The sequence below is a fragment of the Bacillus sp. AFS053548 genome (assembly GCF_002575105.1).
Lineage (GTDB): Bacteria > Bacillota > Bacilli > Bacillales > Bacillaceae_G > Gottfriedia.
The window spans coordinates 1-26792 of the sequence record NZ_NUHI01000032.1 but is presented as its reverse complement, the minus strand read 5'-3'; the positions used below and the strand labels follow the sequence as shown (position 1 = coordinate 26792).

34 protein-coding genes and 1 pseudogene are annotated in these 26792 nt (G+C 30.9%); 10 read left to right on the top strand and 25 right to left on the bottom strand.

All coding sequences use genetic code 11. From position 1 onward, the window contains the following. Positions 1–98 precede the first annotated feature (98 nt). Both CN946_RS17150 and CN946_RS17145 read right to left on the bottom strand, forming a co-directional pair. On the bottom strand, positions 99–404 hold the full coding sequence (locus CN946_RS17150; protein ID WP_098862256.1) for a hypothetical protein: 306 nt from the start codon (positions 402–404) through the stop codon (positions 99–101). Positions 405–413: 9 nt separating this feature from the next. Beyond that, complete coding sequence (locus CN946_RS17145) at positions 414–1127, bottom strand: recombinase family protein (protein ID WP_098862255.1); 714 nt, start codon at positions 1125–1127, stop codon at positions 414–416. A gap of 172 nt (positions 1128–1299) precedes the next feature. On the opposite strand from CN946_RS17145, the gene CN946_RS17140 reads away from it, so the two are divergent. From CN946_RS17140 to CN946_RS17125, 4 genes are all read left to right on the top strand, one after another. Continuing rightward, positions 1300–1668 carry a restriction endonuclease gene (locus tag CN946_RS17140; RefSeq protein ID WP_098862254.1) on the top strand — a complete coding sequence of 123 codons (369 nt, stop codon included), beginning with the start codon at positions 1300–1302 and terminating at the stop codon, positions 1666–1668. 64 nt (positions 1669–1732) lie between these two features. Continuing rightward, entirely contained in the window at positions 1733–2212 is a 480-nt protein-coding gene (locus tag CN946_RS17135; RefSeq protein ID WP_098862253.1) for a GNAT family N-acetyltransferase, read from the top strand. A 244-nt stretch (positions 2213–2456) separates the two neighbouring features. Continuing rightward, positions 2457–2807, top strand: a complete 351-nt coding sequence (locus CN946_RS17130; RefSeq protein WP_098862252.1) for a hypothetical protein — start codon at positions 2457–2459, stop codon at positions 2805–2807. Positions 2808–3096: 289 nt separating this feature from the next. Continuing rightward, positions 3097–3330 (top strand): hypothetical protein, encoded by a 234-nt coding sequence (locus CN946_RS17125; protein WP_098862251.1) that lies wholly within the window; start codon positions 3097–3099, stop codon positions 3328–3330. 222 nt (positions 3331–3552) lie between these two features. On the opposite strand, the gene CN946_RS17120 is transcribed toward CN946_RS17125, so the two are convergent. After that, positions 3553–4179: a 3'-5' exonuclease gene (locus CN946_RS17120; protein ID WP_098862250.1), complete on the bottom strand. Its 627-nt coding sequence runs from the start codon at positions 4177–4179 to the stop codon at positions 3553–3555. 162 nt (positions 4180–4341) lie between these two features. Here CN946_RS17120 and CN946_RS17115 point away from each other — a divergent pair, with 162 nt between their 5' ends. Both CN946_RS17115 and CN946_RS17110 read left to right on the top strand, forming a co-directional pair. Further along, positions 4342–4749: a CidA/LrgA family protein gene (locus CN946_RS17115; protein ID WP_176547365.1), complete on the top strand. Its 408-nt coding sequence runs from the start codon at positions 4342–4344 to the stop codon at positions 4747–4749. Next, positions 4736–5425 carry an LrgB family protein gene (locus CN946_RS17110; protein WP_286133967.1) on the top strand — a complete coding sequence of 230 codons (690 nt, stop codon included), beginning with the start codon at positions 4736–4738 and terminating at the stop codon, positions 5423–5425. The genes CN946_RS17115 and CN946_RS17110 overlap by 14 nt, the downstream gene beginning before the upstream one ends. Positions 5426–5597: 172 nt before the next feature. Here CN946_RS17110 and CN946_RS23545 read toward each other — a convergent pair whose 3' ends face one another. The 11 genes from CN946_RS23545 to CN946_RS17060 all read right to left on the bottom strand — a co-directional run bounded on the left by CN946_RS23545 (position 5598) and on the right by CN946_RS17060 (position 17912). Next, a complete protein-coding gene (locus tag CN946_RS23545) occupies positions 5598–5762 on the bottom strand; it encodes a hypothetical protein (protein ID WP_176547364.1) in 165 nt (54 codons plus the stop codon). A 125-nt stretch (positions 5763–5887) separates the two neighbouring features. After that, positions 5888–6775 (bottom strand): GNAT family N-acetyltransferase, encoded by an 888-nt coding sequence (locus CN946_RS17105; RefSeq protein WP_098862249.1) that lies wholly within the window; start codon positions 6773–6775, stop codon positions 5888–5890. A gap of 16 nt (positions 6776–6791) precedes the next feature. Beyond that, positions 6792–8021, bottom strand: a complete 1230-nt coding sequence (locus CN946_RS17100) for an MFS transporter (protein WP_098862248.1) — start codon at positions 8019–8021, stop codon at positions 6792–6794. 233 nt (positions 8022–8254) lie between these two features. Beyond that, positions 8255–8872 carry a TetR/AcrR family transcriptional regulator gene (locus tag CN946_RS17095; protein ID WP_176547363.1) on the bottom strand — a complete coding sequence of 206 codons (618 nt, stop codon included), beginning with the start codon at positions 8870–8872 and terminating at the stop codon, positions 8255–8257. A 173-nt stretch (positions 8873–9045) separates the two neighbouring features. After that, positions 9046–9357, bottom strand: a complete 312-nt coding sequence (locus CN946_RS17090) for an MTH1187 family thiamine-binding protein (RefSeq protein ID WP_097978604.1) — start codon at positions 9355–9357, stop codon at positions 9046–9048. Between the two features lie 120 nt (positions 9358–9477). Beyond that, complete coding sequence (locus CN946_RS17085; RefSeq protein ID WP_098862246.1) at positions 9478–10407, bottom strand: D-2-hydroxyacid dehydrogenase; 930 nt, start codon at positions 10405–10407, stop codon at positions 9478–9480. Positions 10408–10980: 573 nt separating this feature from the next. Then, complete coding sequence (locus CN946_RS17080; RefSeq protein ID WP_098428921.1) at positions 10981–11703, bottom strand: amino acid ABC transporter ATP-binding protein; 723 nt, start codon at positions 11701–11703, stop codon at positions 10981–10983. Beyond that, positions 11700–12356: an amino acid ABC transporter permease gene (locus tag CN946_RS17075; protein ID WP_098862245.1), complete on the bottom strand. Its 657-nt coding sequence runs from the start codon at positions 12354–12356 to the stop codon at positions 11700–11702. Before CN946_RS17075 ends, CN946_RS17080 begins: the two co-directional genes overlap by 4 nt. Before the next feature lie 63 nt (positions 12357–12419). After that, entirely contained in the window at positions 12420–13229 is an 810-nt protein-coding gene (locus CN946_RS17070; protein ID WP_098862244.1) for a basic amino acid ABC transporter substrate-binding protein, read from the bottom strand. 445 nt (positions 13230–13674) lie between these two features. Beyond that, positions 13675–16755, bottom strand: coding sequence for an AAA family ATPase (locus CN946_RS17065; protein WP_098862243.1), 3081 nt, complete (start codon positions 16753–16755; stop codon positions 13675–13677). Positions 16756–16757: 2 nt separating this feature from the next. After that, positions 16758–17912 (bottom strand): exonuclease SbcCD subunit D, encoded by a 1155-nt coding sequence (locus tag CN946_RS17060; protein ID WP_098862242.1) that lies wholly within the window; start codon positions 17910–17912, stop codon positions 16758–16760. Positions 17913–18114: 202 nt separating this feature from the next. Between CN946_RS17060 and CN946_RS17055 the strand changes: the two genes are divergently transcribed. After that, positions 18115–18432 carry a thioredoxin family protein gene (locus tag CN946_RS17055; protein ID WP_098428926.1) on the top strand — a complete coding sequence of 106 codons (318 nt, stop codon included), beginning with the start codon at positions 18115–18117 and terminating at the stop codon, positions 18430–18432. Between the two features lie 266 nt (positions 18433–18698). On the opposite strand, the gene CN946_RS17050 is transcribed toward CN946_RS17055, so the two are convergent. Continuing rightward, the gene (locus tag CN946_RS17050) at positions 18699–19322 is read right to left on the bottom strand and encodes a phosphatase PAP2 family protein (protein WP_098862241.1); all 624 of its coding nucleotides are present in this window, start codon (positions 19320–19322) and stop codon (positions 18699–18701) included. A 99-nt stretch (positions 19323–19421) separates the two neighbouring features. Next, a complete protein-coding gene (locus tag CN946_RS17045) occupies positions 19422–19598 on the bottom strand; it encodes a YozD family protein (RefSeq protein ID WP_069032035.1) in 177 nt (58 codons plus the stop codon). 153 nt (positions 19599–19751) lie between these two features. On the opposite strand from CN946_RS17045, the gene CN946_RS23540 reads away from it, so the two are divergent. Then, complete coding sequence (locus tag CN946_RS23540; RefSeq protein ID WP_176547362.1) at positions 19752–19907, top strand: hypothetical protein; 156 nt, start codon at positions 19752–19754, stop codon at positions 19905–19907. A gap of 13 nt (positions 19908–19920) precedes the next feature. Here CN946_RS23540 and CN946_RS17040 read toward each other — a convergent pair whose 3' ends face one another. The 4 genes from CN946_RS17040 to phaQ form a co-directional block, all read right to left on the bottom strand. Further along, positions 19921–20496 (bottom strand): hypothetical protein, encoded by a 576-nt coding sequence (locus CN946_RS17040; RefSeq protein WP_069032034.1) that lies wholly within the window; start codon positions 20494–20496, stop codon positions 19921–19923. 227 nt (positions 20497–20723) lie between these two features. After that, entirely contained in the window at positions 20724–20855 is a 132-nt protein-coding gene (locus tag CN946_RS23875) for a hypothetical protein (protein ID WP_286133966.1), read from the bottom strand. A gap of 194 nt (positions 20856–21049) precedes the next feature. Next, entirely contained in the window at positions 21050–21631 is a 582-nt protein-coding gene (locus tag CN946_RS17035) for a hypothetical protein (protein WP_176547361.1), read from the bottom strand. 14 nt (positions 21632–21645) lie between these two features. Further along, a complete protein-coding gene (phaQ, locus tag CN946_RS17030) occupies positions 21646–22050 on the bottom strand; it encodes a poly-beta-hydroxybutyrate-responsive repressor (RefSeq protein WP_098862239.1) in 405 nt (134 codons plus the stop codon). A gap of 161 nt (positions 22051–22211) precedes the next feature. Between phaQ and CN946_RS17025 the strand changes: the two genes are divergently transcribed. Then, positions 22212–22994, top strand: a complete 783-nt coding sequence (locus CN946_RS17025) for an alpha/beta fold hydrolase (protein ID WP_098862238.1) — start codon at positions 22212–22214, stop codon at positions 22992–22994. A gap of 154 nt (positions 22995–23148) precedes the next feature. Next, on the top strand, positions 23149–23772 hold the full coding sequence (locus CN946_RS17020) for a hypothetical protein (RefSeq protein WP_098862237.1): 624 nt from the start codon (positions 23149–23151) through the stop codon (positions 23770–23772). A gap of 151 nt (positions 23773–23923) precedes the next feature. Here the strand turns inward: CN946_RS17020 and CN946_RS17015 are convergent, their stop codons facing one another. The 5 genes and pseudogenes from CN946_RS17015 to CN946_RS17000 form a co-directional block, all read right to left on the bottom strand. Further along, positions 23924–25393 carry a recombinase family protein gene (locus tag CN946_RS17015; RefSeq protein WP_098862236.1) on the bottom strand — a complete coding sequence of 490 codons (1470 nt, stop codon included), beginning with the start codon at positions 25391–25393 and terminating at the stop codon, positions 23924–23926. Further along, complete coding sequence (locus tag CN946_RS23535; protein ID WP_176547360.1) at positions 25387–25542, bottom strand: hypothetical protein; 156 nt, start codon at positions 25540–25542, stop codon at positions 25387–25389. The genes CN946_RS17015 and CN946_RS23535 overlap by 7 nt, the downstream gene beginning before the upstream one ends. A gap of 222 nt (positions 25543–25764) precedes the next feature. Beyond that, entirely contained in the window at positions 25765–25983 is a 219-nt protein-coding gene (locus CN946_RS17010) for a YozE family protein (protein WP_025671848.1), read from the bottom strand. Between the two features lie 111 nt (positions 25984–26094). Then, positions 26095–26385 (bottom strand): YokU family protein, encoded by a 291-nt coding sequence (locus CN946_RS17005; RefSeq protein ID WP_098862235.1) that lies wholly within the window; start codon positions 26383–26385, stop codon positions 26095–26097. Next, a pseudogene (locus tag CN946_RS17000) lies at positions 26378–26792 on the bottom strand (lysine 2,3-aminomutase); the annotation flags it as partial. The pseudogene CN946_RS17000 and the gene CN946_RS17005, both read right to left, overlap by 8 nt.

The following is a 26792-nucleotide window of genomic DNA, read 5'->3' as shown; positions in this document are numbered from 1 at the left end:
ACAACTTGTCCAATTCATTTTTATATTCATCCGATGCTGACTTAAATTTATCTAATAAATCAAGTAAAGTATCCTTGACCGTAGACTGTCCTGGCAAATCACGTAGCTTCGTCCATTTTTATTAATATTGCTCTTAATGTAGCTTTTCCACAATGACCACACTTTAACTTTTTACTAAATGGATTTTGTGCATTCTTCTTACCTCTACCATTAGCTGATCTACTTTTCAAAATACTTTGTGCAGATTCATATATTTCAGTTGATATAATTGAAGGTAATTTTCCCTCGTGGTAAATCATATCATCTATATCTTTAATCTTCCTTGTTCGTTGTTCTTTGGTTACGTCTCCTTTGCTAGACATTTGTAGAAAAGCGTTACCAGTATATTTAATTTGACGCAACATATCTATGATTCAATTAGCTACCCATCGTTTTCCACTGGTATTAGGAAACGATTCATTATTTAATGTGTTAGCTATCTGTGATGATCCTAGTCCATGATTAACGTATAAATCGAATACTCTCTTTACCACATCTGCTTCAGATTGAACTATAGATATTTCCTTAGTTTCAGTATCATACAAGTAACCATATAAACGATTTGAGAAGTGTAATTTACCTTCTGTTGCTTTGACACGTAAACCGAATTTTATTTTACTGCTTCTATCTACAGATTCATTCTCAGAAAAGTTGAGTAACATCTGCAACATCATTCTATAGTTTGCGTCCTGAGTATTCAGACCCACATTCTGAAAGTAGATAAAAACCTCTTTATCCCTCAGTGAATCGATTACATTATTAACTCTTGTACTACGGGCGAATCTACTGATGTCCTTACAAATAATAAGATTAAACTTCGGTTTCCTGTCTGATACAATATATCTAGTGCTAATTTCATCGGTGATTATATTGATTCCACTGTCATGTAACATTTGCTGGAATCCTGTACGCTTGACCATGTTAGTTCCACTCATCTCATCGACATACATTTCGACTAAGTTATAACCTTTTTGTTTACAATATTCAGCGTAATACTTTTGTTGATTGCTCAGAGAATTGAGTTGATCATCACTGCTTGTTGATACCCTAGCATATACAGCAACCTTTACTTTTTCTGTTTCGCCCATACTTATATCACCTCATTAAAAAGCACAATAAGGTTATTTTATCATGAATACCGATTGTGCTACATATAATAATAGATTACAAATTTGTTTACATAAAAAAACCATCTACTTTATTATGGCAGAAGGTTTCTTCTAATATATTATTAAAACGAAAAAGTTAGAATGGAATCAATTGAAGGTTTATAAAGAAAAACAACATTTTTATAAAATGGATCATAGAAGTTTTGAATATTATGCTGCTGCATTTCTTCAGTTAACAAGAGGATTGAAAACTCATGTTACTAAACAAGGTAGAGATGGTGGAAAAGATATAGTTGCTTATGATGGTAAAGAACCTATTTATGTAGAGGTAAAGCACTGGAAAGGTAATGTGGGTAGACCTGCTATCCAAAAACTTGAGGGAGCCATGAGTGCAGATCGTGTTAAAAGAGGTTATTTTATTACTTCTTCTGGTTTTACAAAAGATGCGTTAGAGTATGCGAATAAAACTAATATTACTTTAATAGATGGAAATGAATTAATTAGACATATGCATTTATAAATTTTAATAAATAATTTGCCTTCTCTGACTATATAATTTAGTAATAAAGTTAGAGGAGGACATAATGAATAAAAGTGAAATCTTGCTAAAAGGATACAAAAACGTAAAAAAGCTAAATGATAATACAAAATTTATTGGATTAAAGCAAACAAAGTTGAATGATACCGTTCTATTATATGTTGTAGACACTTCAAGTAAAAATCAATTTAGCAAAGTTATCTCAGTTTTAACTTATATTGATAATCAATTTGATTCACATTCGGCCTTTGTAACAAAGCGAGATGATAATACAATTAATGATAATAAAACAATGTACATATTAGACATCAAAATTTTTGGGGACATGAATATTAATAGAGGATATGGATCCATAATTATGAATCAGATAATTAAAATTGCTAAAAATGAATTTTGTACAAGTATAACTGGCAATGCAAGTGCATTTACCTCTTCAAATAAAATTCGACAAAATAATTTTTACCAAAAATTTGGATTTATAATACATGAAAATAGAGATATTAGATTAAATTTATCTAATATTTAATAATAGCTCACTTCGGTAGGCTATTTTATTTGCTGAAAATCCAATTAGGTTCCTACTAAAAAATGCTTTCGAATTCCTTATTCGTCTAAATATTATTGTAATTTTGATTAATATGATAAAATAAGTTGAGTTCATGTTTTTATATTAGGAAGGAGAGCTAACTTTTTGAGCTCTAACCTTTAATATTTCAGAGGTTGACAATCCGAAATAAAAGAAAAGCCATACTGGCTAGGAGGATTTAAAATTGACTAAAATTGGCCTACTGAAAGAATTTATTATCAATAAAAACTTAGAAATCATAATATCTAAACCAACTAACACCTATACAAAGTATTCATACAACGGATTTGATGCTGGAGAAGTTTATAATAATGACAGCTATAGAATTTCAATAGATCGTGGATCAATGGTAGAAAGAATATTCCGTAAACGTAAATACAAGATGAAAATTTCCAAAGATAACAACACCAAATTAATTGCTATCTTTGATCTAGAACATGCAGAAGATTTTATACAAGTAAAAACAATTCTTTTAAATATGGCTAAATTAGTAAACAATGGACTTCGTGAAAGTATGAAACCTATAATTAACTAGTTTTAATTGTTTAGACAAAATTTTAATTTATGGAGCTCACTTCGGTGAGTTCTTTTTTATATAGAGGAAAATTTGTACTTAATAACTAATATATATTAGTTATTCATATATCAAGGAGGGGATCCATGTCACATTAATTGAATATATCTTTAATAGGGATCTTGGTTTTTATAATCTTAGGTACTGTATCGATCTTTAAAAAGAATAAAGAAATAGTTGGCATGAAATAATATTGAACCTCTGATTGTTTCAGAGGTATTATTTTTGTTATAATAAAGATGGTGATTGTATGATTAAAAAAGGGATATGTTTATTTTGTCTAAGAGAAACAGATGTTGCTCCGATATTTAGTTGGGATGTAAAAGGTAGAACAAAACATTATTGTCAAGATCATTATTTTGAGGTTAAAACCTTTCACAACAAACAAAAAAGAGAATTTATTAAAGCATTTGAGGCTGAGAGCGACAGAAAGTATTTAAGTAAAGAGAATTTGGAATTGTATAAACGGTTAATGAAAAAATAACCCTGTACCTATACGGATACAGGGTTATTTAATTAGTATAATTAGTTCTTGGCCATTGCATTGTATCCATCTGTAAAATTTTCAACTTGATCAGCTAATCCAATACTAGATTTATTTATAGCGTCCTGCTTACTCATTCCAATGTACGGAAAAACTTTTTCAGACTCTTTTTTTTATTTTAATTAAACATGGGTAATAAAAAGACAGAAAAGGAAATCAATCCTAATCTGTCTTTATTTTGGTTTTTTTATTGCTTTTCTTCGGTTTTACCAATGATGAACGATAATCAAACTGATGAATTTGCCCATGGTAAATTGAAGTTTTCTCATATAACTCTTCAAATGATGAGATTTCATATTCCTTCGTTAAATGAAGAAATATTTTCGCGCAAGCCTCCGCATCCGCTAATGCATGGTGATGATGCTCTAATAAAATACCGAATTGACTTGATAAAGTATCTAATGAATAACGAGATTGCTTTGGCAATACCTTCTTAGAAAGCTGCAGAGAACAAAGTAAATTAATTAAAACTGAGGGTATACCATATCTAGATAAATTATCTTTTAATGCATAACCATCAAATGGTAGATTATGCGCTACTAATGTTTTCCCCTCAATTTTATCTTTAATCGTTTCATAAAATTCTGGGAAAAGAGGTGCATCTTGTACATCTCTTGGCCTAATTCCGTGCACAGAAATATTCATCGAATAAAATTCTTCTTCTGGATTAATTAGAGAGTAAACTTGGTCAACAATTACTCCTTCTTCAACAAATACAAAGCCGGCAGCACAAATGCTATGTCGATTGTAATTTGCCGTTTCAAAATCGAACGCTACAAATGATTTCATATTATATAACTTCCTCTATTTATATTATAAAACTATTATAATCTTTTTTATAAAAAGATGCATTTTTATAATAACGAAAAAAGTTCACATTTTCGCCATAATTTATTGTACAATAATAAGATTAATAATCTATTAGTTAGTAAGAATCAAAGGATGTTGAAAATGAATTTTGTAAAATTGATTGTTCAAATAAGCTTTCTTTACTTATTATTTTTTATTGGAAATCTAATTCAGCAACAATTACATCTAATTATTCCAGGAAGTATTATTGGTATGCTGTTATTATTTTGTTTATTATTTATACCATTTTTTAAGGAAAAATGGATTCGAAATGGGAGTAATTTTTTAAGTAAGCACTTAACGCTTTTGTTTATTCCAGCTACTGTAGGAATAATGAATTATTCTTCAATTTTAAATTTTCACGGTTTCATTTCTATTATAATCGTATTAGTTAGTACAGCAGTTGTATTTACTATTACAGCAAGCATTAGTTCGTATCTTACTTCGAGAGCCCATAAAAAGCAAACAAATGATTTATTAATTGGGAGGGATACGAATGAAGGACATTAAAAGTTTACTATTTATCCTCTTAACGATTTTGTGTTATATTCTTGCAAAAAAAATGTACGCCAAATTCACTTACTCATTACTGATTCCGATCGTTACTTCTACTTCAGTTATTATCATCATTCTTGTCAATCTTCATATTACTTATGAATCGTATATGCTTGGAGGAAAATGGATTAATTTACTTTTAGGCCCAGCTGTTGTTTCTTTTGCCTATCCATTATACGAGCATCGATCAACATTAAAGAACCATTGTATTTCGATAATAGTTAGTGTAATGGCTGGAACAATTGTCGGTCTACTTTCAGGTGTATACTTATCACTTTGGCTCGGATTAAAAAAAATCATCCTGCTTTCATTAGCAGCAAAATCAGTTACAACCCCTTTAGCTATGGGCATCACTTCAATGATCGGTGGTATTCCGTCTTTAACTGTTGTATATGTAATGATTGCTGGTATTTCAGGATCCATGTTTGGTCCTGCAATTCTATCAAAACTTAAAATCAAACACCCTGTTGCGATTGGCGCTTCGTATGGAATATCATCACATGGAGTAGGTACAGCAAAAGCTGCAGAATATGGGAAAATTGAACAAGCAATAAGTTCAATAGCAATGACGCTTAGTGCGATATTTGCCTCTATTCTTATTCCATTTATCATAAAATTTATAATGAAATAAAACTCCCCACAAGGTACTTATTTTCCTTGTGGGATATTTTTTGATTTTTACAGATTAGTATTTTTCAAAACATAAAAAGGTGTCTCAAAAGTACAATGACCTATGAGACACCATATTCAATATTTTTTTAATTTACCAAGGTCTTCCCCACGCCCCATGGACGATAAAATCCCTAAGGTCTTCTCCATCGCCAAGGACGGCCCCATCCCCATGGGCCAAAAGCTGCTGCACCAAATAAAAACGGAAAGAAGAATAGGAAAAATCTTTCATCTTCTTGTTGCGGTACACCGGAATATGGATAATATGGTTGCTCAATCTGTTGACGATAATCATACATTATAAATCACCTCCATACTATCTAATGTACGGAGATTAGCTCATTAAGGAGCAAGGTCAAGTATATAGGCAAAAGTACAAATTCTTAAGAGAAGAAAAGAGTACTGCCACCCCTTCCTTCTGATCCTAAATCAATTTGTACATTTCAAATTGAGCTATTTTTTCTTTCTTAAATTCTAGTTTATGCAAGAAACCTTCAAGGCTATTATTATTTGGTATTGATGTTGAGAAAGATTTTAAATTTAGTTCACTAGCCACAGATTGTAATAAGCTAGTTGCTATTTTTCGATTACGGTATACTTTATCAATTATTAGGAGACTTATTCTACCATTTTCATTAACTGCTAAAGCACCAACATTTTCATCGTTAATTCTAGCTAGAAAGTAACTAAAATTAGATAGTTTTTCTAAATAATCAATGTCATTTTGCCAGTTTATATGATAGTCCCAATTCGTAATTGTTTCTTTGAAAGTTTTAAATTCAACTTTATTTATTTCTGTACTAGAATCTAATTGTATTTGTTGTAAACTTGTTAAATCTGATTTAGAAAAATAAGAAAGGTCATAAATCTTTTCGTAGCCAAGTTTCTTATAAAAATTAATTGCTCGATCATTTCCAACAATTACTTCTAGGAATAGTTGTTTACATCCGTTTTTCTCTGCTTCTTCTTTGTGCAGTTCAAATAATTTTTGGCTAACACCTACCCCCCTATAATCTGGACTAATAGCCAAAGTTCCACATCGCATTGTTTTAATCGTTTCATACATTTTAATACCGCCTAAAATCACACCTATTGCTTCATTTTCATAAATTGCCACGAAAGAATGCTCAGGTTTGTTACCTTCTGGACCAAAAAACAAATTTACAAACTGTTCCTTAGAATAATTGAATTTAACGATATAATCTGAAAAACCTACTGAAAATGCTTGAAAAGCTAATTCAACGTCTACTTCGCTACATCTGAAATAATTTATTTTTTCTAGCTCTATACTTTTTTTCAAATTTGTTTCCATTAAGTCACGTCCTTTTTTATTTAGAAATGATGAGCTCATTTTCATTTTGTTGAATTTGATCATAGTTAAAAGCAATTTTTTTCTTAAATAGTAAGTAACTGGTTACACATAAAATCATAATAATTAGGCTACCATGAAACAACCAAACAAGATGTGGCATTGATAAAAATGATAATAATGGTGATGCAGCTACAAAACCGATCGTAAAACCAAGCCTATTTAACAAATTTGCGACTCCAAATATTCTACCTCTTATCGAATTATCGGTTTTTTGAATCATTGTTGAAAAATAAGTACCTGCTGCATTATCAAAAAAGCCTGTAAAAAATGCGAAGAAAAATACTACCCATAAAATTTGATTCGATAAAAATAATATGAAGCCGATTGATGTTAGAACGGAAGTTCCGTAATACATAAAAAGATAATGTTTTTTTAACCAAGAGACCTTAGGAATTAACCAAGTCGAAAGGATTCCTCCTATACCCCAAGTTCCCCAAATAAGTCCTTGGTAAAATGTTGCATGTTCTGTGCTAATTTTTTCTGCTAATATTGGTACTCCGACATTATGAGAGCTTGCTGAGAATGTTTGAAATAGAAATACAATGAATACAAATACTAATAGCGGTTTGATTAGTACATAAGTTTTTACTTCTTTCAAATCAATAAATAGTTGTTTCCATTGATTGTTTACACCTTTTTTAACCGTATTTTCCCATTTATAAAAGATTAGAACAAATGCGGATAAAAAATAAGAAAGGGCATCTATTCCGATTATTACACGATAATCTACAACCGTTGATAAGAATGCTGATCCTAAAAATCCAATAACCATACTAATTGCAGCAAGGCGTGAAATAAAAGCGTTTATTTTTAAAATATTTTCTTCACCAAATATTTGAGGTAAATCCGCACTAAAGCTGACTGAAAAAAAGCTTCCTAATGCGCCAATGATAAACCCTACTATCGCAAACATTAAAGGTGAAGGGAATATACACAAGGTAAGAATACTTATTCCTCTAGTAATATCACTGAATATCATTAGCTTTCTTCGATTATATCGATCCGCAATTACACCAGAAAATAAACTTGTTAATATTCCTCCACAAACACGAAGTGCTAAAACCGCAGCCAGCCATGATGTACTTTTCGTCATCGAGTAGATCACTGCATTCATTACAACCAATTCCATCATACTACCTATATCCGAGAACGCCTTTGTATATAAAAAATAGACTTTCTTTCCCATTATAATCCCTTCATTCTACAAAAATTAAAAACTACACCCCTATAAATACATAGACAAACAAATAATTCTAATTTGGACTGAAATCATCGTGATTCCTCCTTCTCAATTAAAACTGACTATTAAGTTTATTTTATTCTATGAATAGTGTATGTTGTTTGCTTTATTTTTAACATAAAAAATTTTCTGAATTTAAATTTTAGGTAGGAAAGTATTCACCTTCTCTACCTAAAGTTTTAATTTTGAATGACTATATAAGACATAATCATTTCTTCTGCGGCTTTAAATTGTGCTTTGTAAATTTCATCTTCTTCTACAACTGAATAATGTAAGCAAATGCCATCAATATTAGCCCAAAATAAACTAGAAATAATATCAGGATCGATTGTTTTCTTAAATTCACCAGATGCTATTCCTTGTTTAATAATTTCACTTAAAAATAAACGATATTGATTTTTGTATCTTTCAATCATAATGGCTTGTAGATTTTCATGCCTAGCTGAATTAATCCAAAACTCCATATGGACTCTAATCATATTTCGCCATAATTCTGTTAAAGAAATTTCACTATACATTTGAAATAGCTCTTTTAACTTATCTTTTGATGAACTAAATTTTTGAAATCGTTCATTAATTTTTTCAAATGTTTGAACTGTTCTTTCTTGCATTAAAGTTAAATAAAGTTCTTCCTTACTTTTAAAATAATTATAAATTAGCCCTTTACTCGTTTTGGAATATGCAACAATATCATCCATTGTTGTCGTATGATAACCTTTTTCTCCAAAACATTTTAAAGCACTTTCAAGAAGACTCTCTCTTTTGCGTTCTTTGTAATCATCTGAGACTTTTGGCATTGAAGACATTCCTTTACTAAATAAATATATTTAAACTGACTGATTAGTTTAGTTTATCAACTAAATTTTGGAATTTCAAGAGAATATTCGAAATAATCACACGATTATTTTCAAATCACAAAAAAAGTGACGATAAGTTGTTAAACCTATCAAGTCACTTTATCAAGTCAAAATTAGTTTTGTTCAAGTTTTGCTTGAACAGAAGCTAACTTACCTTCCATTGTACTCTTCTTATCGCGACGATCATCGATTCGAATAGTCGTTGCTACTCTTGAAATTCCATTTTCAAATGGTACCTCATGCATTTCTTGTACAACTTTTAATAATAACGGTAATTCGCCTTCAATAATTGTATTCATCGGTGTAAGCTGGAATTTTACTTCACCATTATACTTTTCTAAAACTTTATGTATATTTGCCACATACGCACTTACACTAGGTGTTTCTGTGCCAATTGGTACGATTGAAACGTCAATAATTGCCATCTTTTGTATTCTCCTTTTTTATCAAATTGTTACTTGTATATCCTAACATGTTTGTGATAATAAAGAAAACTCGACGATTGGCGAGCTTTAGGCAAATAATGCCCTTTCTACTTCATAAAATTAATATCCCTTTTCAATCTTCACTATATTTCTTAGTTTTTCGTTATTTTCTAATGATGAAAGTGTATTGACAAAACACTTAACACCATCATTTGGTAAAGTAACAGCCGAAATATGTGGAGTTATTTTTACATTAGGCTTTTGCCATAATTCTGAATCGGCTGGAAGTGGTTCAACAGCAAAAACATCTAAAATAGCTTTTCTAATATACCCATTATTCAAAGCTTCCTTTAAAGAGTCCTCACATACAGTTGCACCTCTACCAACATTTATAAATCCTACATCATTTAAATATTTAAATGTATTCATATCTAATATATTTTTAGTTTCATTCGTAGATGGAAGAACACTAATAATCCAATCGGCATGATCTAAAACTGTAGATGCTTCTTGGAACGGAACTATTTTTTCAAAATATGGTTTTTGACTACCACTCATAGAAACTCCATATACTTTCATTCCTAAGCTTGATAATACCTTACCAATATGTCCTCCAATTTCTCCTGTACCATAAATGACTACTTTTTGGTCTTCTAAAGATTTTGGGATATGAAATTCCCATTTATTTTCATTCTGTAAATTTGAAAATTGTTCATGTAATTGTGAATCCTGGAGTATGTAACTTAAACAATATTGACTCATTTTTGGACCAAAAACATCAATCGTTCGTGTTAAAAGCACATCATTTTTCCATTTAATTTTCATGAAACTATCTACGCCCGCTGCTAATGAATGGACCCACTTGATGTTTCCAAATTCAAAATTTGGTGTTGGACGAAAACCAACAAATGTATCAGCCCACTCATAATCCTCTTTTGTTACTTCATCTTCAGGTAAAAAACGCAACTCTTTTGATAGATTATGTGATTCAATTAGATCTTTCAGCTTATGATGAATTCGGCTAGTTACTAGAATTCTTTGAATTTCCATTGTCCTACACTCCTTTTTTTGTCATAAATAAATTTTAGCATAATATTTCGAAAAGAATGAAAAGAAAACACTTCGAGTAATAAAATAGGAATCGAGAGATTTTCTCTTCAATCTATTGGGGGTATCTGATGACCTTTTTGATCTTTTCAACTCATAATTAGCTTGTTTTTATCAACTTTTTAAGTGATATAGAAAGAATTAGAGCATAATTGCTAGATTTCCATATAAAATAATCTACTATTGTACAGTAACCACGTAATAATACCCTAACTGGTATGGGTAATTTTTAATCTTATTTGCGATTCTTAAGGATTTAATTGCAGTTTCGCAGATTTTAATTGCTGATCTGTCATTTTTATTTGCTGTTTAGTCATTTTTATTTGCGATTCTCAAAATTTATTTGCAGTTACTCCTTATTTTGCAACTTTTCATCTTTTATTTGCACAGTTGAACTCCTTATTTGCGACTAGCGAAGATTTATTTGCAGCTCAGACTGAATACCAAATCTACGTTGACATAAAAAAAGAGGTTCCCTTAAAAAATCGGGACACCCTCATCTGTATCTAATCTTCTTTATAATACTTTACTTAAGAAACTTTTCGTGCGCTCGTGTTTTGGGAAATCAAATATTTGCACTGGACTGTTTTCTTCTACTATGTACCCTTGATCCATAAAGATTACGCGATCACCAACCTCACGAGCAAAGCCCATTTCGTGTGTAACAATGACCATTGTCATTCCTTCTTTAGCAAGTTGCTTCATAACCTCTAAAACTTCACCGACCATTTCAGGATCTAAAGCGGATGTAGGTTCGTCGAATAACATAATTTTTGGTTCCATTGCAAGTGCTCTTGCGATCGCAACACGTTGTTTTTGCCCTCCAGATAATGAGTCAGGATATACATTTGCTTTATCTGAAAGTCCGACTTTTTTTAATAGTTCAAGTGCTTTCGTTTTTGCAAAATCATTCGCTCGATTTCTTACTTTTTTAGGTGCTAGCGTAATATTTTCTAAAACTGTTAAATGTGGAAATAGATTAAAATGTTGGAATACCATGCCTACTTCAGTACGAATTTTATTTATATTTGTTTTTTTATCTGTTAGATCGACGTCTTCGATAAAAACTTTACCCGCTGTTATTGTTTCTAACATATTTAAACATCGAAGGAAGGTTGATTTACCTGAACCAGAAGGACCGATTACAACGCATACTTCACGTGGTTGAATGGTAATGTTGATATCTTTTAATACTTCTAGTGAACCAAATGATTTTTTTAATTTTTCTACTTTAATCATCCCGTAGTCAACCTTCTTTCGATGCGATTTAAAACAAAGCTTAATGTTAAAGTTAAGATTAAATAGATTACAGCAGCAGATATGTACGGCTCCCACACTTTATAATATTGCCCCTGCATTGCTCTACTCCAATACATAAGCTCAGGTGCAGCAATAATAGCTGCAATTGAAGATTCCTTAATTAAGACTATAAATTCATTTCCAAGTGGAGGAATCATACGTTTTATAGCTTGAGGTATAATTACATGTTTCATAGCTTGTACATGCGTCATTCCTAAGGATCGAGAAGCCTCCATTTGCCCCTTATCAATTGATTGAATTCCAGCACGAAAGATTTCAGCAATATATGCTGCTGCATTTAATGATAGTGCAATGATTGCGGCTGCTATTGCGTTTGTCTCCCCTATAAAATAAGGAACTACCCCAAAGTGTATTAATAAGATTTGTACAAATAACGGTGTGCCTCTAAAGAAATTGATATACCAAACAAAAGGTAATGCTAACCATTTATTTGATTGCATTTTACCCAATCCAATAAATAATCCGATTATTGTACCTAAGAATATTCCTGCTAAAGATAAGCCAATTGTTAATCCAGTTCCTTTAAGGAAAAACGGTATGTATTCTTTTACAATTCCAAAATCAAATCCCATTTCTTTTCCCCCATTTAGATAAAATTGCGTAACACAAATGCCTGTTACGCAATTTTTAATTTCCTATTTATTTTCTTCTGCTTTTAATGTTTCAAGATCTGGCTCTGATCCAAAATGCTCTTTATAAATTTTTTCATAAGTCCCATTGTTTACTACTTCTTTAATTGCTTTATCAAGTTTACTTTTTAATTTACTTCCATCTTGAAGTAATAAACCGTAATATTCAGGTTCAAAGCTATTTTTATCATCAATAACAACTAGCTTTTTATCTGGATTATTTTTTGCATACGCTTCAAGAACGCCATTGTCCGCAACTACTGCATCAGCTCCTCCGCTAAGAAGCTCTAAAATTGCTAAATTGTTATTTTCGAATTTTTTTAGATTTTTATTGTTTTTACCATACATTTTCTCAACAGCTTCTTGTCCTGTTGTACCATTTTGCACTGCTACAACTTTACCCTTCAAATCAGCTGCTGATTTAATACTACTACCTTCTGGAACTAGAATTTTATTAATCGAAAGAAAATAAGGAGTTGTAAAATCATATGTTTTCTCACGATCTGCATTGATCGAAATAGAAGACATACCAATATCAGCAGTTTTGCCACCAATTTCAGCAAATAATGGGTCCCATCCAGTATTCACAATTTTAATTTTTACCCCTGCTTCTTTCGCAACTGCATTTGTAAAATCAACATCAAATCCTACTATTTTACCGTTATCAAGATATTCAAATGGTGCATAAGCGGCATCAGTAACAACTCGTAATGGTTTATCTGCTGTTCCGCTTGTTTTCGCATCCTTACCACAACCCGATAAAATTAGTGCTGTCGTCACAGCAAATGCAAACGATAGTTTTTTAACCTTTTTCATTTCAATACCCCCAATTATTTTTGTTTTATTTAAGCAAATTTCTGATTAACTTAAATATATTGAAAATTTTATATATTTAGATTTTTTAATTATTATATCTATTCTTGTTTAAATATGCAATACTATGTCAATTATTGCCAAATCCCACCAATAAACAGGTTGATTGAAAGGATCATAAAATAGAATTTTAATTTCTAATGTATTTATTAGAGTTGAATTATAAAACAGTCAATAGGAAAACCTATATTAGGTGTTCATTGGTAGTGGAATTCAACCTCATCTTTCTCCTTTTACGAAAATTAAGTTATTAATTAACTAGTTTGTTTTTCAAGAGCTTGATTCCTTATAGATAAATATATTTCATTCAAAAAAATTCTAGTCGAAATCTTTTTAGGAAAAATAAAAAACCGGAAACAATCGCTTAGTTTCCGGCTCTCTTCTATCATTATTTAATTAAGATTGATAACTCTGAATATCCCTTGTTCGTTTTATGAACTTCAATTACTGCAGGCATTGCATCCTTTACATCTTGCACATGAGAAATAACGCCAATTAACCGGCCTGATTTTTGAAGCTGAATAAGTGTATCAATTGCTTTTGATAATAATTCATCATCCAGCGATCCAAATCCCTCATCTATAAACAACGTATCAATTGATACACCACCTTTATGTGCTTGAATGATATCTGCCATACCTAGTGCTAAACAAAGTGATGCATTAAACTGCTCTCCACCAGATAATGTTTTTACATCCCTAGCAAGACCCGTGTAAGAATCATATACTTCCAATCCTAAACCACTTTGTTTCCTTCCTTTTTCAACTGCATCTTTTCGTTGCAATTGAAATTGGCCATTTGATAAATGGTCAAGTCGGATATTTGCCGATTCAATAATTTGTTCAAAGTAATCCAATAAGACATATCGCTCAAACGAAATCATTTTATCATTATCGCCTTTAGTAACTTTATATAAATCCGTTAAACCTGCTAATTTTTGTTCAGTTTCTACAAATTCCTCTTGATAGATTTGTAGGTCAAATTTCAATTGACTTAATCGCTTATTTAATTCTTGAATACGTATCATCTCATTAACGATCGCGTCTAAATGCTGAGTAATTTCTTGTACCTTCATTTTAAGTTCACTTACATCAACTTTTTCCATCGATTGAACTTGTTTTTCAAGCAACTCTTTTTCTGTACTTAATCTTTGAAGATTCTCTTCGAACATTGATAAATCATTTCGATATTGTTCAATCATTTGTATATAATCAATTGCACTTATAAACTCTGATTCTCCATTAAACTCGTACTCAGCTATTTTTTCATGATAAAGAAACGTTGTTGTTCGAATCTCTTCATTTAATTTTAAAACTTCTTTCTCAAGATGAGTGCGAGTAGTCTCTTTAACCGTCTTCTGTTCAGTTAAGATTCTATATTCCTCTTCAATTTTTGAAATTTTAGCATTTAATATTGCTATATTTTTTTCAAATTCATTTTTTTCCAATTGCCATTTCTCAAGAGTTCTTAACGATTCAGGTAATTTTGATTCAATTTGTACGATGTGAATTTTTAATTCATTTAGTTCAGTTGTAAACTTATTCAATGCCTCAGTCTTCTCAGTAACTTTTACGGTTAAATCCCTAATTAATTGTTCTTTTGTTTTTATTACATTATTAATCTTTTCGAAAACAGCTTTTTTCTCTGTCAGATTTTTTAAGTTTGATTCATTTACATTAAACTCATTAGCAAGAGCTTTAAGACCTTCATTTGTAAAATCAAATTGACCATGCTCCTCAAAAAATGATTGTTCATCAATTTTTAATGAGTTTTCTTTACTTTTAATTTCCCCCTGAATTGTTGCTAGTTCAGTCTGGAATTGATTTACTTGCATTTTCAATTTTTCTGCTTCTTCTTCATTTACAGTCCCATTAAATTTAGCAAGTGATGGGTGATGGGTGCTTCCACAAACCGGACATTGTTCTTGATCCTTTAAATCTTTCGCTAAAAAAGCGGCTTTTTGCAGATGCATTTCACTTTCAATTCTGTCCAATTCATTTTTCAGCTTAAAATGGTCTAAATTTTTTAATTGATATTCATCTCGCTTTTGCTCTAATTCTTTTTTTGCAAAAAAGATTCGTTTAGCAAACCCACCTTTTAATGAAATTTCCTTATTTAATAAGGAGAGCTTAGCCCATTGATCATGAATACCTTCTAAATCATTTAGTTGATGTTTTAACTGATTTAATTCTTCGTTCTCTTTCTTTAAATCATCTTGTAATGTCTTTTCTTCATTTTCGTATAATAGAATCTGTTTTGATTTATTATGAAACGCTACCTTATGATTTTGAAATTGATCCACCTCTTCTTTTAACGCTAATAAATTACTCAATTGGCTTTCTAAGCTACCTAATTTTTTTTGCTCATCAGGTAATGTAGCTACTTCCGCAGAGATTTTTTCAATTTTAAAAAGTGTTTCTTTTAAACTCTCTATTTCGAATAATAATTTATCGTTCGTTACTTGAAGTGAATTTTTTAGTTTCTCAAGTTCAGTTTTTATAGGCAATACTTTTTCAGCATTTGTGGCTAATTTTATTTTTACTTTTTTATCTTCTATTTCTAACTCTTGACCTTTTAACATTGTTAATAATTCAATGACTTCATTTAATCGATCAATATTTTTATTATGGGCTTCTGCTGAAAATAGCTTTTGCTGACTAACTTCTAATTGTGATTTTTGGATTTTCTCATTTTCTTCAAGTCTTTTTAAATCATCAATTAAACTTAATATATGTTCAGTCAAAATCTCATTAACAATATGAAGATTAATTTGAGAATCATCGGCAATTTGAATACCTTTTTCGCTTAACAATTTCTCAATCACTTCTAATTTAATAACGATTTTCTGCTTTAAATTAGTAAATTTACTTTCCATGTTTTTTCTAGCTAAATTTAGAGTTTCAGTTACTTTTTCAAATAGTTCAGTTCTGAAAATTTTCCGCAAAATTTCTTCCTTTTCTTTTGTATCCGAAACTAATAATTTTCGAAATTCACCTTGAGGAAGTAGTACGATTTGTTTGAATTGATCTGCATTAATCCCTAATAATTCTTCTACTTTTTTATTGACGATTGAAGTTTTGTTAAATTCCTGGCAATAAGGTACTTTTTCTTCATTCTCAATTTTATAAAACTCGATTTTATCGCCGGTAATACCTTTATTTTGTTTCTTTTGATGACCTTTTTGTCTAAAAATATTATAATGATTTCCTTTTAATTCAAATGTTAATTCAACACTAGTATATAGATCATCATCGGCAAAATGACTTCGAAGCAATGTTTGGTCATTCCTATTTTCACCGCTAGCTTCTCCAAAAAGTGCAAAACAAATTCCATCAAATATTGTTGTTTTACCTGCACCGGTTGGACCAGTTATTGCAAATAGCCCTTTTTCGTTTAGTCGACTAAAGTCAACATGCACCTTATCCTTGTAAGGTCCAAATGCATGAAGTACTACTTTTAATGGTTTCAAATCTATTCCTCCCTTACAAAGATTTCATGAATAATCTCTTTCATATATTGTTCGTCTTCAATTTTCAAATCTTCATTTTTCATTTCTTTATAAAAAGATTGGAACAGCTCAAGTTGATTTTTTGATTGTTTTTCCACTAAACTCAGTTGATTTGTTTTATCTGTTTGAAATGTCGTTCGCTTACGACTAACATGCATTGCATTTGGATAAACTGTTCTAATTTGCTCCATCGGATGTACGACCATATGCTCATCAGTTAATTTTACAAATACATAATCATGATTTACAGTATGCTTTCTGATTTCCTCAATCGTTCCTTCGATCGATCTTAAATCTCGTTTTGGATGAAAATCTTTCTTAACTACTGATAGCTCACCATCAGCTTTTAATTCAACAATTAAGCAGCCTTTTTTATGGTTTTCTTCAGAAAGTGAGTACTTTAATGGAGATCCAGAATAACGAATTGATTGATTTCCTACAAAATGTGCTCGATGTAAATGTCCTAGGGCTGTATAGTTAAAATGGTTAAAATTATGATGTGATACGTATTCAGCTCCACCAATAGAGAGTGTACGTTCACCTTCTGTCTCTTCATCTGAAGGCTCACCATTATTTGTTACGAATGCATGTCCAACAAATACATTTCGTACTGATGGGTCTAATTCTTCATCTCTTATTTTATTTATAATTGCTTTCATAGCGTCATCATGTGAATGGATATCATCGTTTTGTAAAATATAACGTACAATACTTGGTTCGGCATATGGAATTAAATAGAAATGAACTTCACCATCATCATCATTCAAAATAACTTTCTTAAATGGAGTTTGAAATTTCCCTACTAAATATAAGCCTTCTTTTTCCATAAAACGGCTACCAAATTCAATGCGTTCAGCGCTATCATGATTGCCAGCAATCGCAAGAATTGGCGTATTGCATTCTATTACAATTTTATGGAATACTTCATTTAATAGTTCAATCGCCTCAGTTGGAGATATGCTTTTATCATATAAATCGCCTGCTATAACAACTGCATCTGGCTTTTCTTCTTTAATTATAGAAATGAATTCATCTAATATAAATCGTTGGTCTTCTGTCATATGTACACCATGTACAATTTTACCAAGGTGCCAATCTGCTGTATGAATAAACTTCATTAAATACACCTCATCATTTTATTTACTTTCATTGTTATTAAATTTATTGAACAACTTTTCTATCTTATATTTTACATCAACATACGAACGTTTGTATGCTTTTTAATCACATTAATTCTAAAAATGCATTATTAAGTTAAAATAATTGAAATACTAATTAATATGATTCAAAATAAACCTATCAAAGCTTTAGGAGGCAATTATGGAAAAAATAGAAGAAGTAAAAAAATACGAGGAAATAATTAAAAGTGAAAAGCCAATCGTGGTGAAGTTTTATGCAACTTGGTGTCCTGATTGTACACGTTTAGATGCTTTTATCGGAGACGTAATTGAAGAGCACCCTTCATTTACTTGGTACACAATGGATCGCGATGAATTTCCAGAAATCGCAAGTGAACAACAAGTAATGGGAATCCCGAGTTTGCTTGTATTTAAAGATGGCGAAAAAATTGGACACTTGCATAGCGCAAATGCAAAAACACCAGAATCAGTTGAAGAATTTTTATCAACTTTTGAATAATATTAAGTTAGGTTTAATCCTGATAAGACTAGGATTTTCCCTAAAATCTAAATAAAATTAATTTAACCACAAGGTAATTGAACCTTGTGGTTTTTCGTATGCATTATTACTCTTTCATTTATAGGCAATTTGGACTTGATTTAGATCATATACATCTCATGAGATGATTTATTGCGCTTAATTTCATTGATGGTTTTCCAATTAACCGGGAACAAAAAGAAACACCTATATCATTTCGATTATAGGTGTAATTTTATCCTATTCAATTAAAGCTGTTTTCTTTCATGTAAATTAATAAATACATTTTTACAAATACTGTACCATGCATATCCCACTAACCAGCCAGCAATAATATCTGAGAAATGATGTACATGTAGGTATATTCTGCTCATTGATATTAAAAATATCATTAAAAGAACGATAAATTGAATCATTTTTTTGTGCTTCATCATTGCAGGTTGAATGACAATTAAAATAAAGCCTAATGTTAGAAAGAAGGATGTTGCCATAACTGCATGACCACTTGGGAAACTAAATCCACTTTCCACATAGTACATTGAACTTGGTCGTGGTCTTTCATATAGATCTTTTAAAAAGGAAACAACCACCCTAGCTGTCAATAATGTAATAAGTAACGATATACCAGTCCAAATGCGCTTACGTATAATTGAATAAACTAAAACAATGACCGCAAATGTTAAATACATTTTTGAAGAACCAAAATCTCTTAAAAAATAACAAAATGAATCTAGCGCATCTGTTCGAATGAATTCAAAGAATTTAAACGCTGAATTGTCCAAACTCCGAATCATTTTCGAATCATAAATAAGTCCTAAAATAACAAATAGAAAAATAGAAGTAAAAATTAGTATCCAATTATTTTTTTTCATATAATCCTCCAATATAAATTCCAGTTAATGCATCTTAATTGCTTGTACTTTGGATACACAAAAGAAAAACGACGAGAGCTCCCGTCGCCACTTTCATGACTATTCTTCTTCCTCATCGATTTCATCAATCATACATTTTTCCAGTAAGTACTCAAAAGTAATATCCGCTAGTTCCTCAATTTCCTCTTCCTCTGGAACATATCCCCGCTGAATGAGCTGTTGATAGAAAAATTCAGCTATTTCTTCCGTATCGATAACTACCTCAATTTCTTTCACTAGCATCACCCCTTACTAGTTAATATGTGAAAAATGAGAAAATATGAAAAAAACCTTACCAAGCACAAAAAAATATTAATATGTAACCTTTAGCATAATACAACATTGACAAGCATATATTCAATTAAAACATGTTAAAGGAGCGAGATTCCAATGATAAAAATGGACAAGCTAGCTAATTTAAAAGAAATTATGGTTAATGATGAACTGTTTGAAGAAGCTGTTGAAAAGCTGACGACAATTGCATTTTATATTTTAATAGGGATAGGCATACCTTTTATGATTCATATAATTCTACAATTATTGTAGAATATCCTCTCTCTCAATTTGTTTTCTTCTCTGAGAATTTATTTAAATTTTTAAGGACTAGATCCATCACAATTTTATATTCTTCGTCTTGGAAGATTGAATATAAAACAGCGTAATCATTATATATATCTAATAATCCATCAATTATTTCTTGTTTTGTTGTTTTATTTCTGTTTTTATTAAAATCATTCATTGAGCGAAGTTTTTCTAAGTCTAATTTTGTAATGCCATTCTTATCATTTCTTAGTTTTTTTAGAATTGCATTTGCAGTTTGTGCTGATGCAATTAGGGTTAAATCTGTTTCATCGGCTTCTAACCATTCTCCATCAGTAATACGAGCTAATTCGTAAATTGTATCTTCCCACGCGTCATTTTTATATCGCCAAACCTCTGTACGGTACCCCACAATTCGAAATATTTCTTTTTCATAGCCATTGACTTGAACAAGATCCCCGAAAGAAAATGAATAATTTACTTCTATCCACTCTTTTTCAAGTTTTTTCCCATCATATTCGTTGAGAAGCTGAAGAGTATTCTCAACATAAAGTCCGTCATGATTATTGACTTCATAAACAAAAACGCCGTCCATCAGTTTAATATTTATTAACTTTCTATTTTTATTGGCTAATAAGACAAAAATACCACTCAGTTTTTAAGTGAGTGGCCAGACTGTTGACAAACGCTCGCTTGCTTCGTTGCTTCGACTGACTGCGGTGCTCATTACCGTCTAAGGTAACTCCGCTCCTCACTAGGCTTCGCGCCTCGAAAGACAAGCGCTTGCAATCAGTCTGTAAATCAATCACACAGACCCAAGTTTTAAGTGAGTGGCTTATCAGATGGCTTTATTTTTATGTCCTCATTTTTTATTTTTAAAGTTAATTTTAGTAATGCTTCTGCAGCGAGTTTTGCATTTAAAGTTCCAATTTCTTCATATTTAAATTGATCCATGAAGAAACACCCCTCTATAGACTATTCAAAGGTCTAGTCTATAGTTCACTGAGGTAGGTATTGCAATCGACCAAACTGGCTATATAAAGCATAAAAAAAACAACTCTTCTGATTTAAATGAGTTGTTTCGGTGTGAAGACAAAGGACAAAAATTCAATTTTAGATTGTTTATCAGTAGCTAATTGCAGTTTTACTTATTTATTAACAATTGAAAACATTTTAAAGCTATCCTCAATACGATGGTTAAAGTTTGTATGTGCTACTCTTAAGGATTGCAAGTAATGTTCATTTAATGATGACCATACCCGCTCTCTTTCCTTTAAACCCTCTATGTAGTATTTTCCAGACTGTTCATATTGCTCTTCTACCTTTTCAATTAACTCAACTGTGGCTTTGAACGGAGTAGATAATAACTCACCAAATTTATTTACCGTTTCTTCAAATAGATTAACACTTGATTGAATTTCTGAAGATCCATCTATTTTTGGAATTTTAATTCTGGATGTATTTGCTTTTATATGATTAGTAAAGTACTTTATTTCTTCAAATAAACCGTTTACTACATTACGATATTCCTCATTAAATTTCCTTGTTTCTTTTAACACCTTAATAAACGAATTTAACCTCTGTTCTCTACTGTCTCTTATGTATGTCAAATTACTTTCATATTGATCCCATAGCGTATTAAAAAAAGGATCGATAAAATATTTTTCTACTTTTTCATCTTTATTTTTTTGAACTTCCGCCTTTGGTTTTGAAGCTTTCTGTGTCGTCAAACTTCTTCCTCCTCTTATGGATTCGAATTTTTCTCTATTTTATCCTCTCTTTGTAATGGAGGAATGTAGAGCTCAAGAAAACTAGTGTACATTTTGAAAAATTGATCAAGCATTGATTGATAAAGTTCGAGTTGTCTTGCGTTACCTGTTAAGTATGCCTTCCCAGCTTCTGTAATTGAATAACAGCGCTTAGCAGGTCCGCTTCCTTTCGTATCCCATTTTGATTGTACAAGATTTTCTTTCTCTAGTTGTCTTAATAATCGATATAAATTTCCTTGGTCAAGTGTTTGAAACCCGAATGCGTGGAGCTTTTGAATTAGATCATAGCCATGAAGTGTCATCCGACTAAGAAGTAGAAGAATAAAAGGCATAATAAAATTTTTTGAAGGGGTAATATTTTTATCTTTATCATTGTTCATTGGTAACACCTCTATAAAAAATCTAATAGGTGTATTTTACACATAGATGAATATAGCGTCAACACAGTAAATATAATTTATTATAAATTTTCAAAAAACTTCAAACATAGCGTTTATTCGTTAAATATTTTAGTAAAAAAAAATACAAAGGAGTGATAAAGTTGTACGTTATAAAAACCGAAAGGATCAAACTGTATTATGACCGGTTAGGTACTGGAGAACCTCTCGTATTAATTCATGGTCTTGGAGAAGTAAAAGAAAGCTGGTTTAAACAATATGAACTAGCGAATGAATTCGATTTAATTATTCCAGATTTGCGTGGCCATGGAGAAAATGATTTAACTGAAGGTATTTCAATTAAGAATTTCGCAAAAGATGTACTTGATTTAATGGATGAGTTAGGAGTTGAAAGCGCACATATTTTAGGCTTATCTATGGGTGGGACTGTTGCACAAGAGATGTATCGCCAAGCACCTGAAAGATGTCGCTCTTTAATCTTAGTTAGTACATTTCATTTTGCTCCAAGATTACTAGGATTATGGTTTATTCATTATAAAGAGTTTCGTTCAAAAATTTTCACACCCCAACAAATAAATGAGATGACAGCAAGAACATGCCTTTTTTCATGGGAAAAAGAGTCATTACAACAATTTAAACAATATTATCGCCCAAACCCAGAAGGATATGACAGGTCAATAAGAGCCTGTTTTAAGGTTGATAATAGAGAATTGTTACCAAATATTAAGGTACCAACGCTTATTATTGGTGGTCAGTATGATCCGATTACGCCGGTATGGCTCCAATTAGTAATGCATAAAAGTATCCCAAATTCAAAATTAGTTATTTTCAAAAATACTGGCCATGTAAGCAAAATGGAAGCTGCAGAAAAATTTAATCAAACGATTCGCTCTTTTTTAAATAAACAAGAACTTGTTGAGATTTAATATAATAACAAACTAGATCAACCTATTTACCTTGCTTCTCTGATAAAGTTTTTTTATAAACACCTAAAATATGACCCTTATAAAGTATTGCATCTAAGTGTACTATTCTAAAAACAGCCTCCATATAGTTTAACAAAAACGGGAGGGTACCAATATGTACGAGAATTGGCTGGATACATTATCATCTAATGATTTATTTCTGACCTTTCTATCAATATTAATTGGTGCGATCGGTGGTTATGCCAATATATTATTAGCTAATGAGGGCTACATTAGAAGTTATCGGTTTAAAGATTCTGATGGTAGAGAAAGATATTCACTTGGATCTAAGCGTGAAATAATTCTTGGTGCAATGGCAGGTTGTATATCATACCTTATTGCTGTACTAACGACAGATGATCAAACTCCTGTATCTATTATCATTTATGCTTTTATTTGTGGAGTTAGTGGCGGTGCTTATTTAGAAAAATTGGTTGATAAAAACGTTAATAACAAAATCATTGATTTTAGTTCAACGCTTGAAGAAATGGAGAAAGAGAAAAATGAGAATAAAAAGACAAGTGCCCCCTCGAATAACAAGGGAACTATGCATCAAACAGAGACGGGTGTTGTCGATGGAATAGAACTAAATAATGAAGATGACAGTACTAATGATGTTACCAATGAAGAAGTTGATTTTCATTACAATATTTTAATGAAAAGGTTAAAATGCGCAAGAAGTACCAAGGAAGCTGAAAAATATTTTAATGAATTAGTTCGATTGATTAATAACAGATAAGTTTTTAATAATTTCATGACAACAAAAAAGTTCAGTTCAATCTTTTCGAAGATGGTAAACTGAACTTTTTATTTTAACTTTAAGAAACTAAAAAACCGAACATGGTTGTTTAACGTGAGATTTCTCGTTTCATAGAATGATAATTGATGCATTAGATCCATTCTATTTTAATAGTGGCAATTTCCTTACTTCGAGTAGTATCATGACTTGAATCCATATTACTACTAAACCAAATTTTATTAATAAATGATTTTAAAAATTGATTACATATTTCAGGATCGATGACTTCTAAATTGTCTAATGTTTCAATGATCTGCTCTATTTTTTGACGATCATCGTTTTTGTTTCTTAAATTCTCTATTTGAGTCTGATAGAGTTCAATTTGCTCGTTCATTTGATTCATTTGGCCGTTTAGCTCACTTTTTAGTTCTTCATATTCCTTTTTAGTAATTTCTCCATCCATTCTCATTTCTCTAATGTTATTTTGTCGTTTTTTAATTTTATCTTTTTGTTTAATTAATGAAACGAGTTCAGTCGTTAATCTTTGTTCTAGTTCGATTGTTCTCTGAGAATCTAGCATTTTTAGCGCGTTCTCTAGCTCTGATTTTTTTTCTTTAATGCTTTTTAAAACAAGTTCCTCTACAAATTGATATTTATAGCCGCGATCTTTACATTGATTGTTTGATATTTTATATGAACATGATTTTATAAAATCAATAGTTGAACTATCTTTTTGAATATATCGCTTCCGCCCACAGCAATTGCAGTATATTAAATTTTGTAATCTACGAATTGCTTTTCGGTTTTGAAAATAAACATTTTTATTATTTTCCAACATGGTTTGTACGGCAAAAAATTGCTCCTTTGTTATGATAGCTTCATGTGCATTTTCAATAAAAACTTCATCAATAATTTTATTATGAATACGTCTTTTAGCCTGTATAGCTCCATAGTATACAGGATTCGTACGTAATTGGCTAATATGTGATGTAGTAAGGATTTTACCTTGCCTACTCCTCCAATTTAACCTATTTAATTGCCGTGCTATTTCATTTACTGAAACACGTTCTAACGATTTATCGAATATTAGTCGAATAATCTTCGCTTCATCTTCAATGATTTCTAATTTTTTTTCCGAATTTTTACAATATCCAAGTGGTGTCTTATTACTCATTACCCATTTTCCTTGCTCCGCTGCTGCTAATCTACCTCTTGATAACCGCTTCTTTATCTGCTTATACTCAAAATTAGCCAATACTGCCTGAAATGAAAATAACATTTCATTCGTTTCCTGGGATAAATCTATTTTACCTTGTGGAGTTAATATTTTAATATCATTTAAGATTAATACTTGCTTGATTTGTTCCGCATGAGCATTATCACGTGAAAGACGATCTATATCCATAATAATTAAATAATCAAATTCATCTATTTTCTTAAGCAATAAATTTAATTGCTCACGGTCCGTATTTACACCACTCGAAATTTCCTGATAAATGATATAGTTTAAATTATGTTGATTGGCTAGCTTAATCAAAGCATTTTTATGATTCAGTAGAACTTCATCTACATCTTTTTGCTCTTCATTTCTTGAAAGTCTAAGATAGATAGCTGCTAACATATAATCACCTTAGCATTTTGCATTTTACGTAAGTGATGAATTCCCAATAAAAATAGAAAGTTTATATTTGTTATCTTACCGACAGTACCATATAACGTAATCACGACAATATCATCTACGTTATATTTTGGTTGTTTTTTCTTTGTCATACTTCTTACCTCCTTCTCCATACGTCGTGACTAATTCGTTTTTACTGTATACTATGCAACCAATAGATAATTGTCTGTCATTTTCATAGTAAATAAAAAAAGGGATTAGCCTATTTTGTAGGTAAGAAATTAATAGCTAGTTTCAGAAATAGTAGAATCAATAAATTAGTGGGATATTTTGCAATTAAAAAAAGATGTAACTTAGTTAAACTAAGTCACATCTTATTGATCTTCTAAATATAAGTTCCATGCTTCATCAAAAACGCTCATCGATTGATGGAAAGTTCCATCAAACTCTAAATACGAGCTAATTTCGTCATAGCTTGAAGAATGTTTTGGAAATGAGTGATCATTAAAAAGATGATCTGCCAATATTCCAATTTCATTAGGAATTTTATAGTTTCTATGCTTCATCATATAATGGTAAAATGACTTTCTCATGATTCTCCCTCAGTTTTATTATTTATTTTGTCTCTTTTTCTAAAATATTGTTACTTTTTGAATATACTTTATTCAATAACAGAGTTATTTTATATTTTAAAAATACTCGTTCTATGACGAGAAGTCAAAATAATTTCTTTTTAATAATCTCGGCTGCTTCATTAATTCATCAAATGTGATTGAAACCGGAAGTAATTTTGTTGAAATGAGAAATAACTGATCTTCTATTGATTTGACCATCTCTTCCTTTTGATAGGTAAATTTACACTGATCACAATGAAATGATGGTACTCCTGTAATTGTGATTGCTCGGGAACCATCCGGTAATTCCCAATGTACAACTGCTTTTGTTTCCTTTACATTCTCCTCACCGCACCAATCACATTTTAAAGTATTATTCATCTTTCTTTACACTTCCATCCATTTTTTGAATTTGTGATTGAAACTTTTTCTCTTTTAGTTCATCCCTTTTTTCTCGTTTATTTTTTAATGAACTATGAGATGGATCTGTTTGATATTGTTCTCTCTTTTTCATTCTTTCTAAATCTGAAGGAATAAGACTTTGCACCTGATCATTCATGATACTAGCAATACCAACCTTAGCTGCCTTATTTAAATAATCAGGGTAAATTAATGAAAAATACTCTTCTGCCGTATCCTCTTTATAGTTTTCAGGCTCTGGATAGGATGTGATGACACCCTCAAAATTCCTTAGTACGGTTTTTTTACTGCTTTGAGAGACGATATAGTTTGGTTGCAGTGAGATTTTACCTCCTCCGCCTGGTGCATCTACTACAAATGTAGGTACT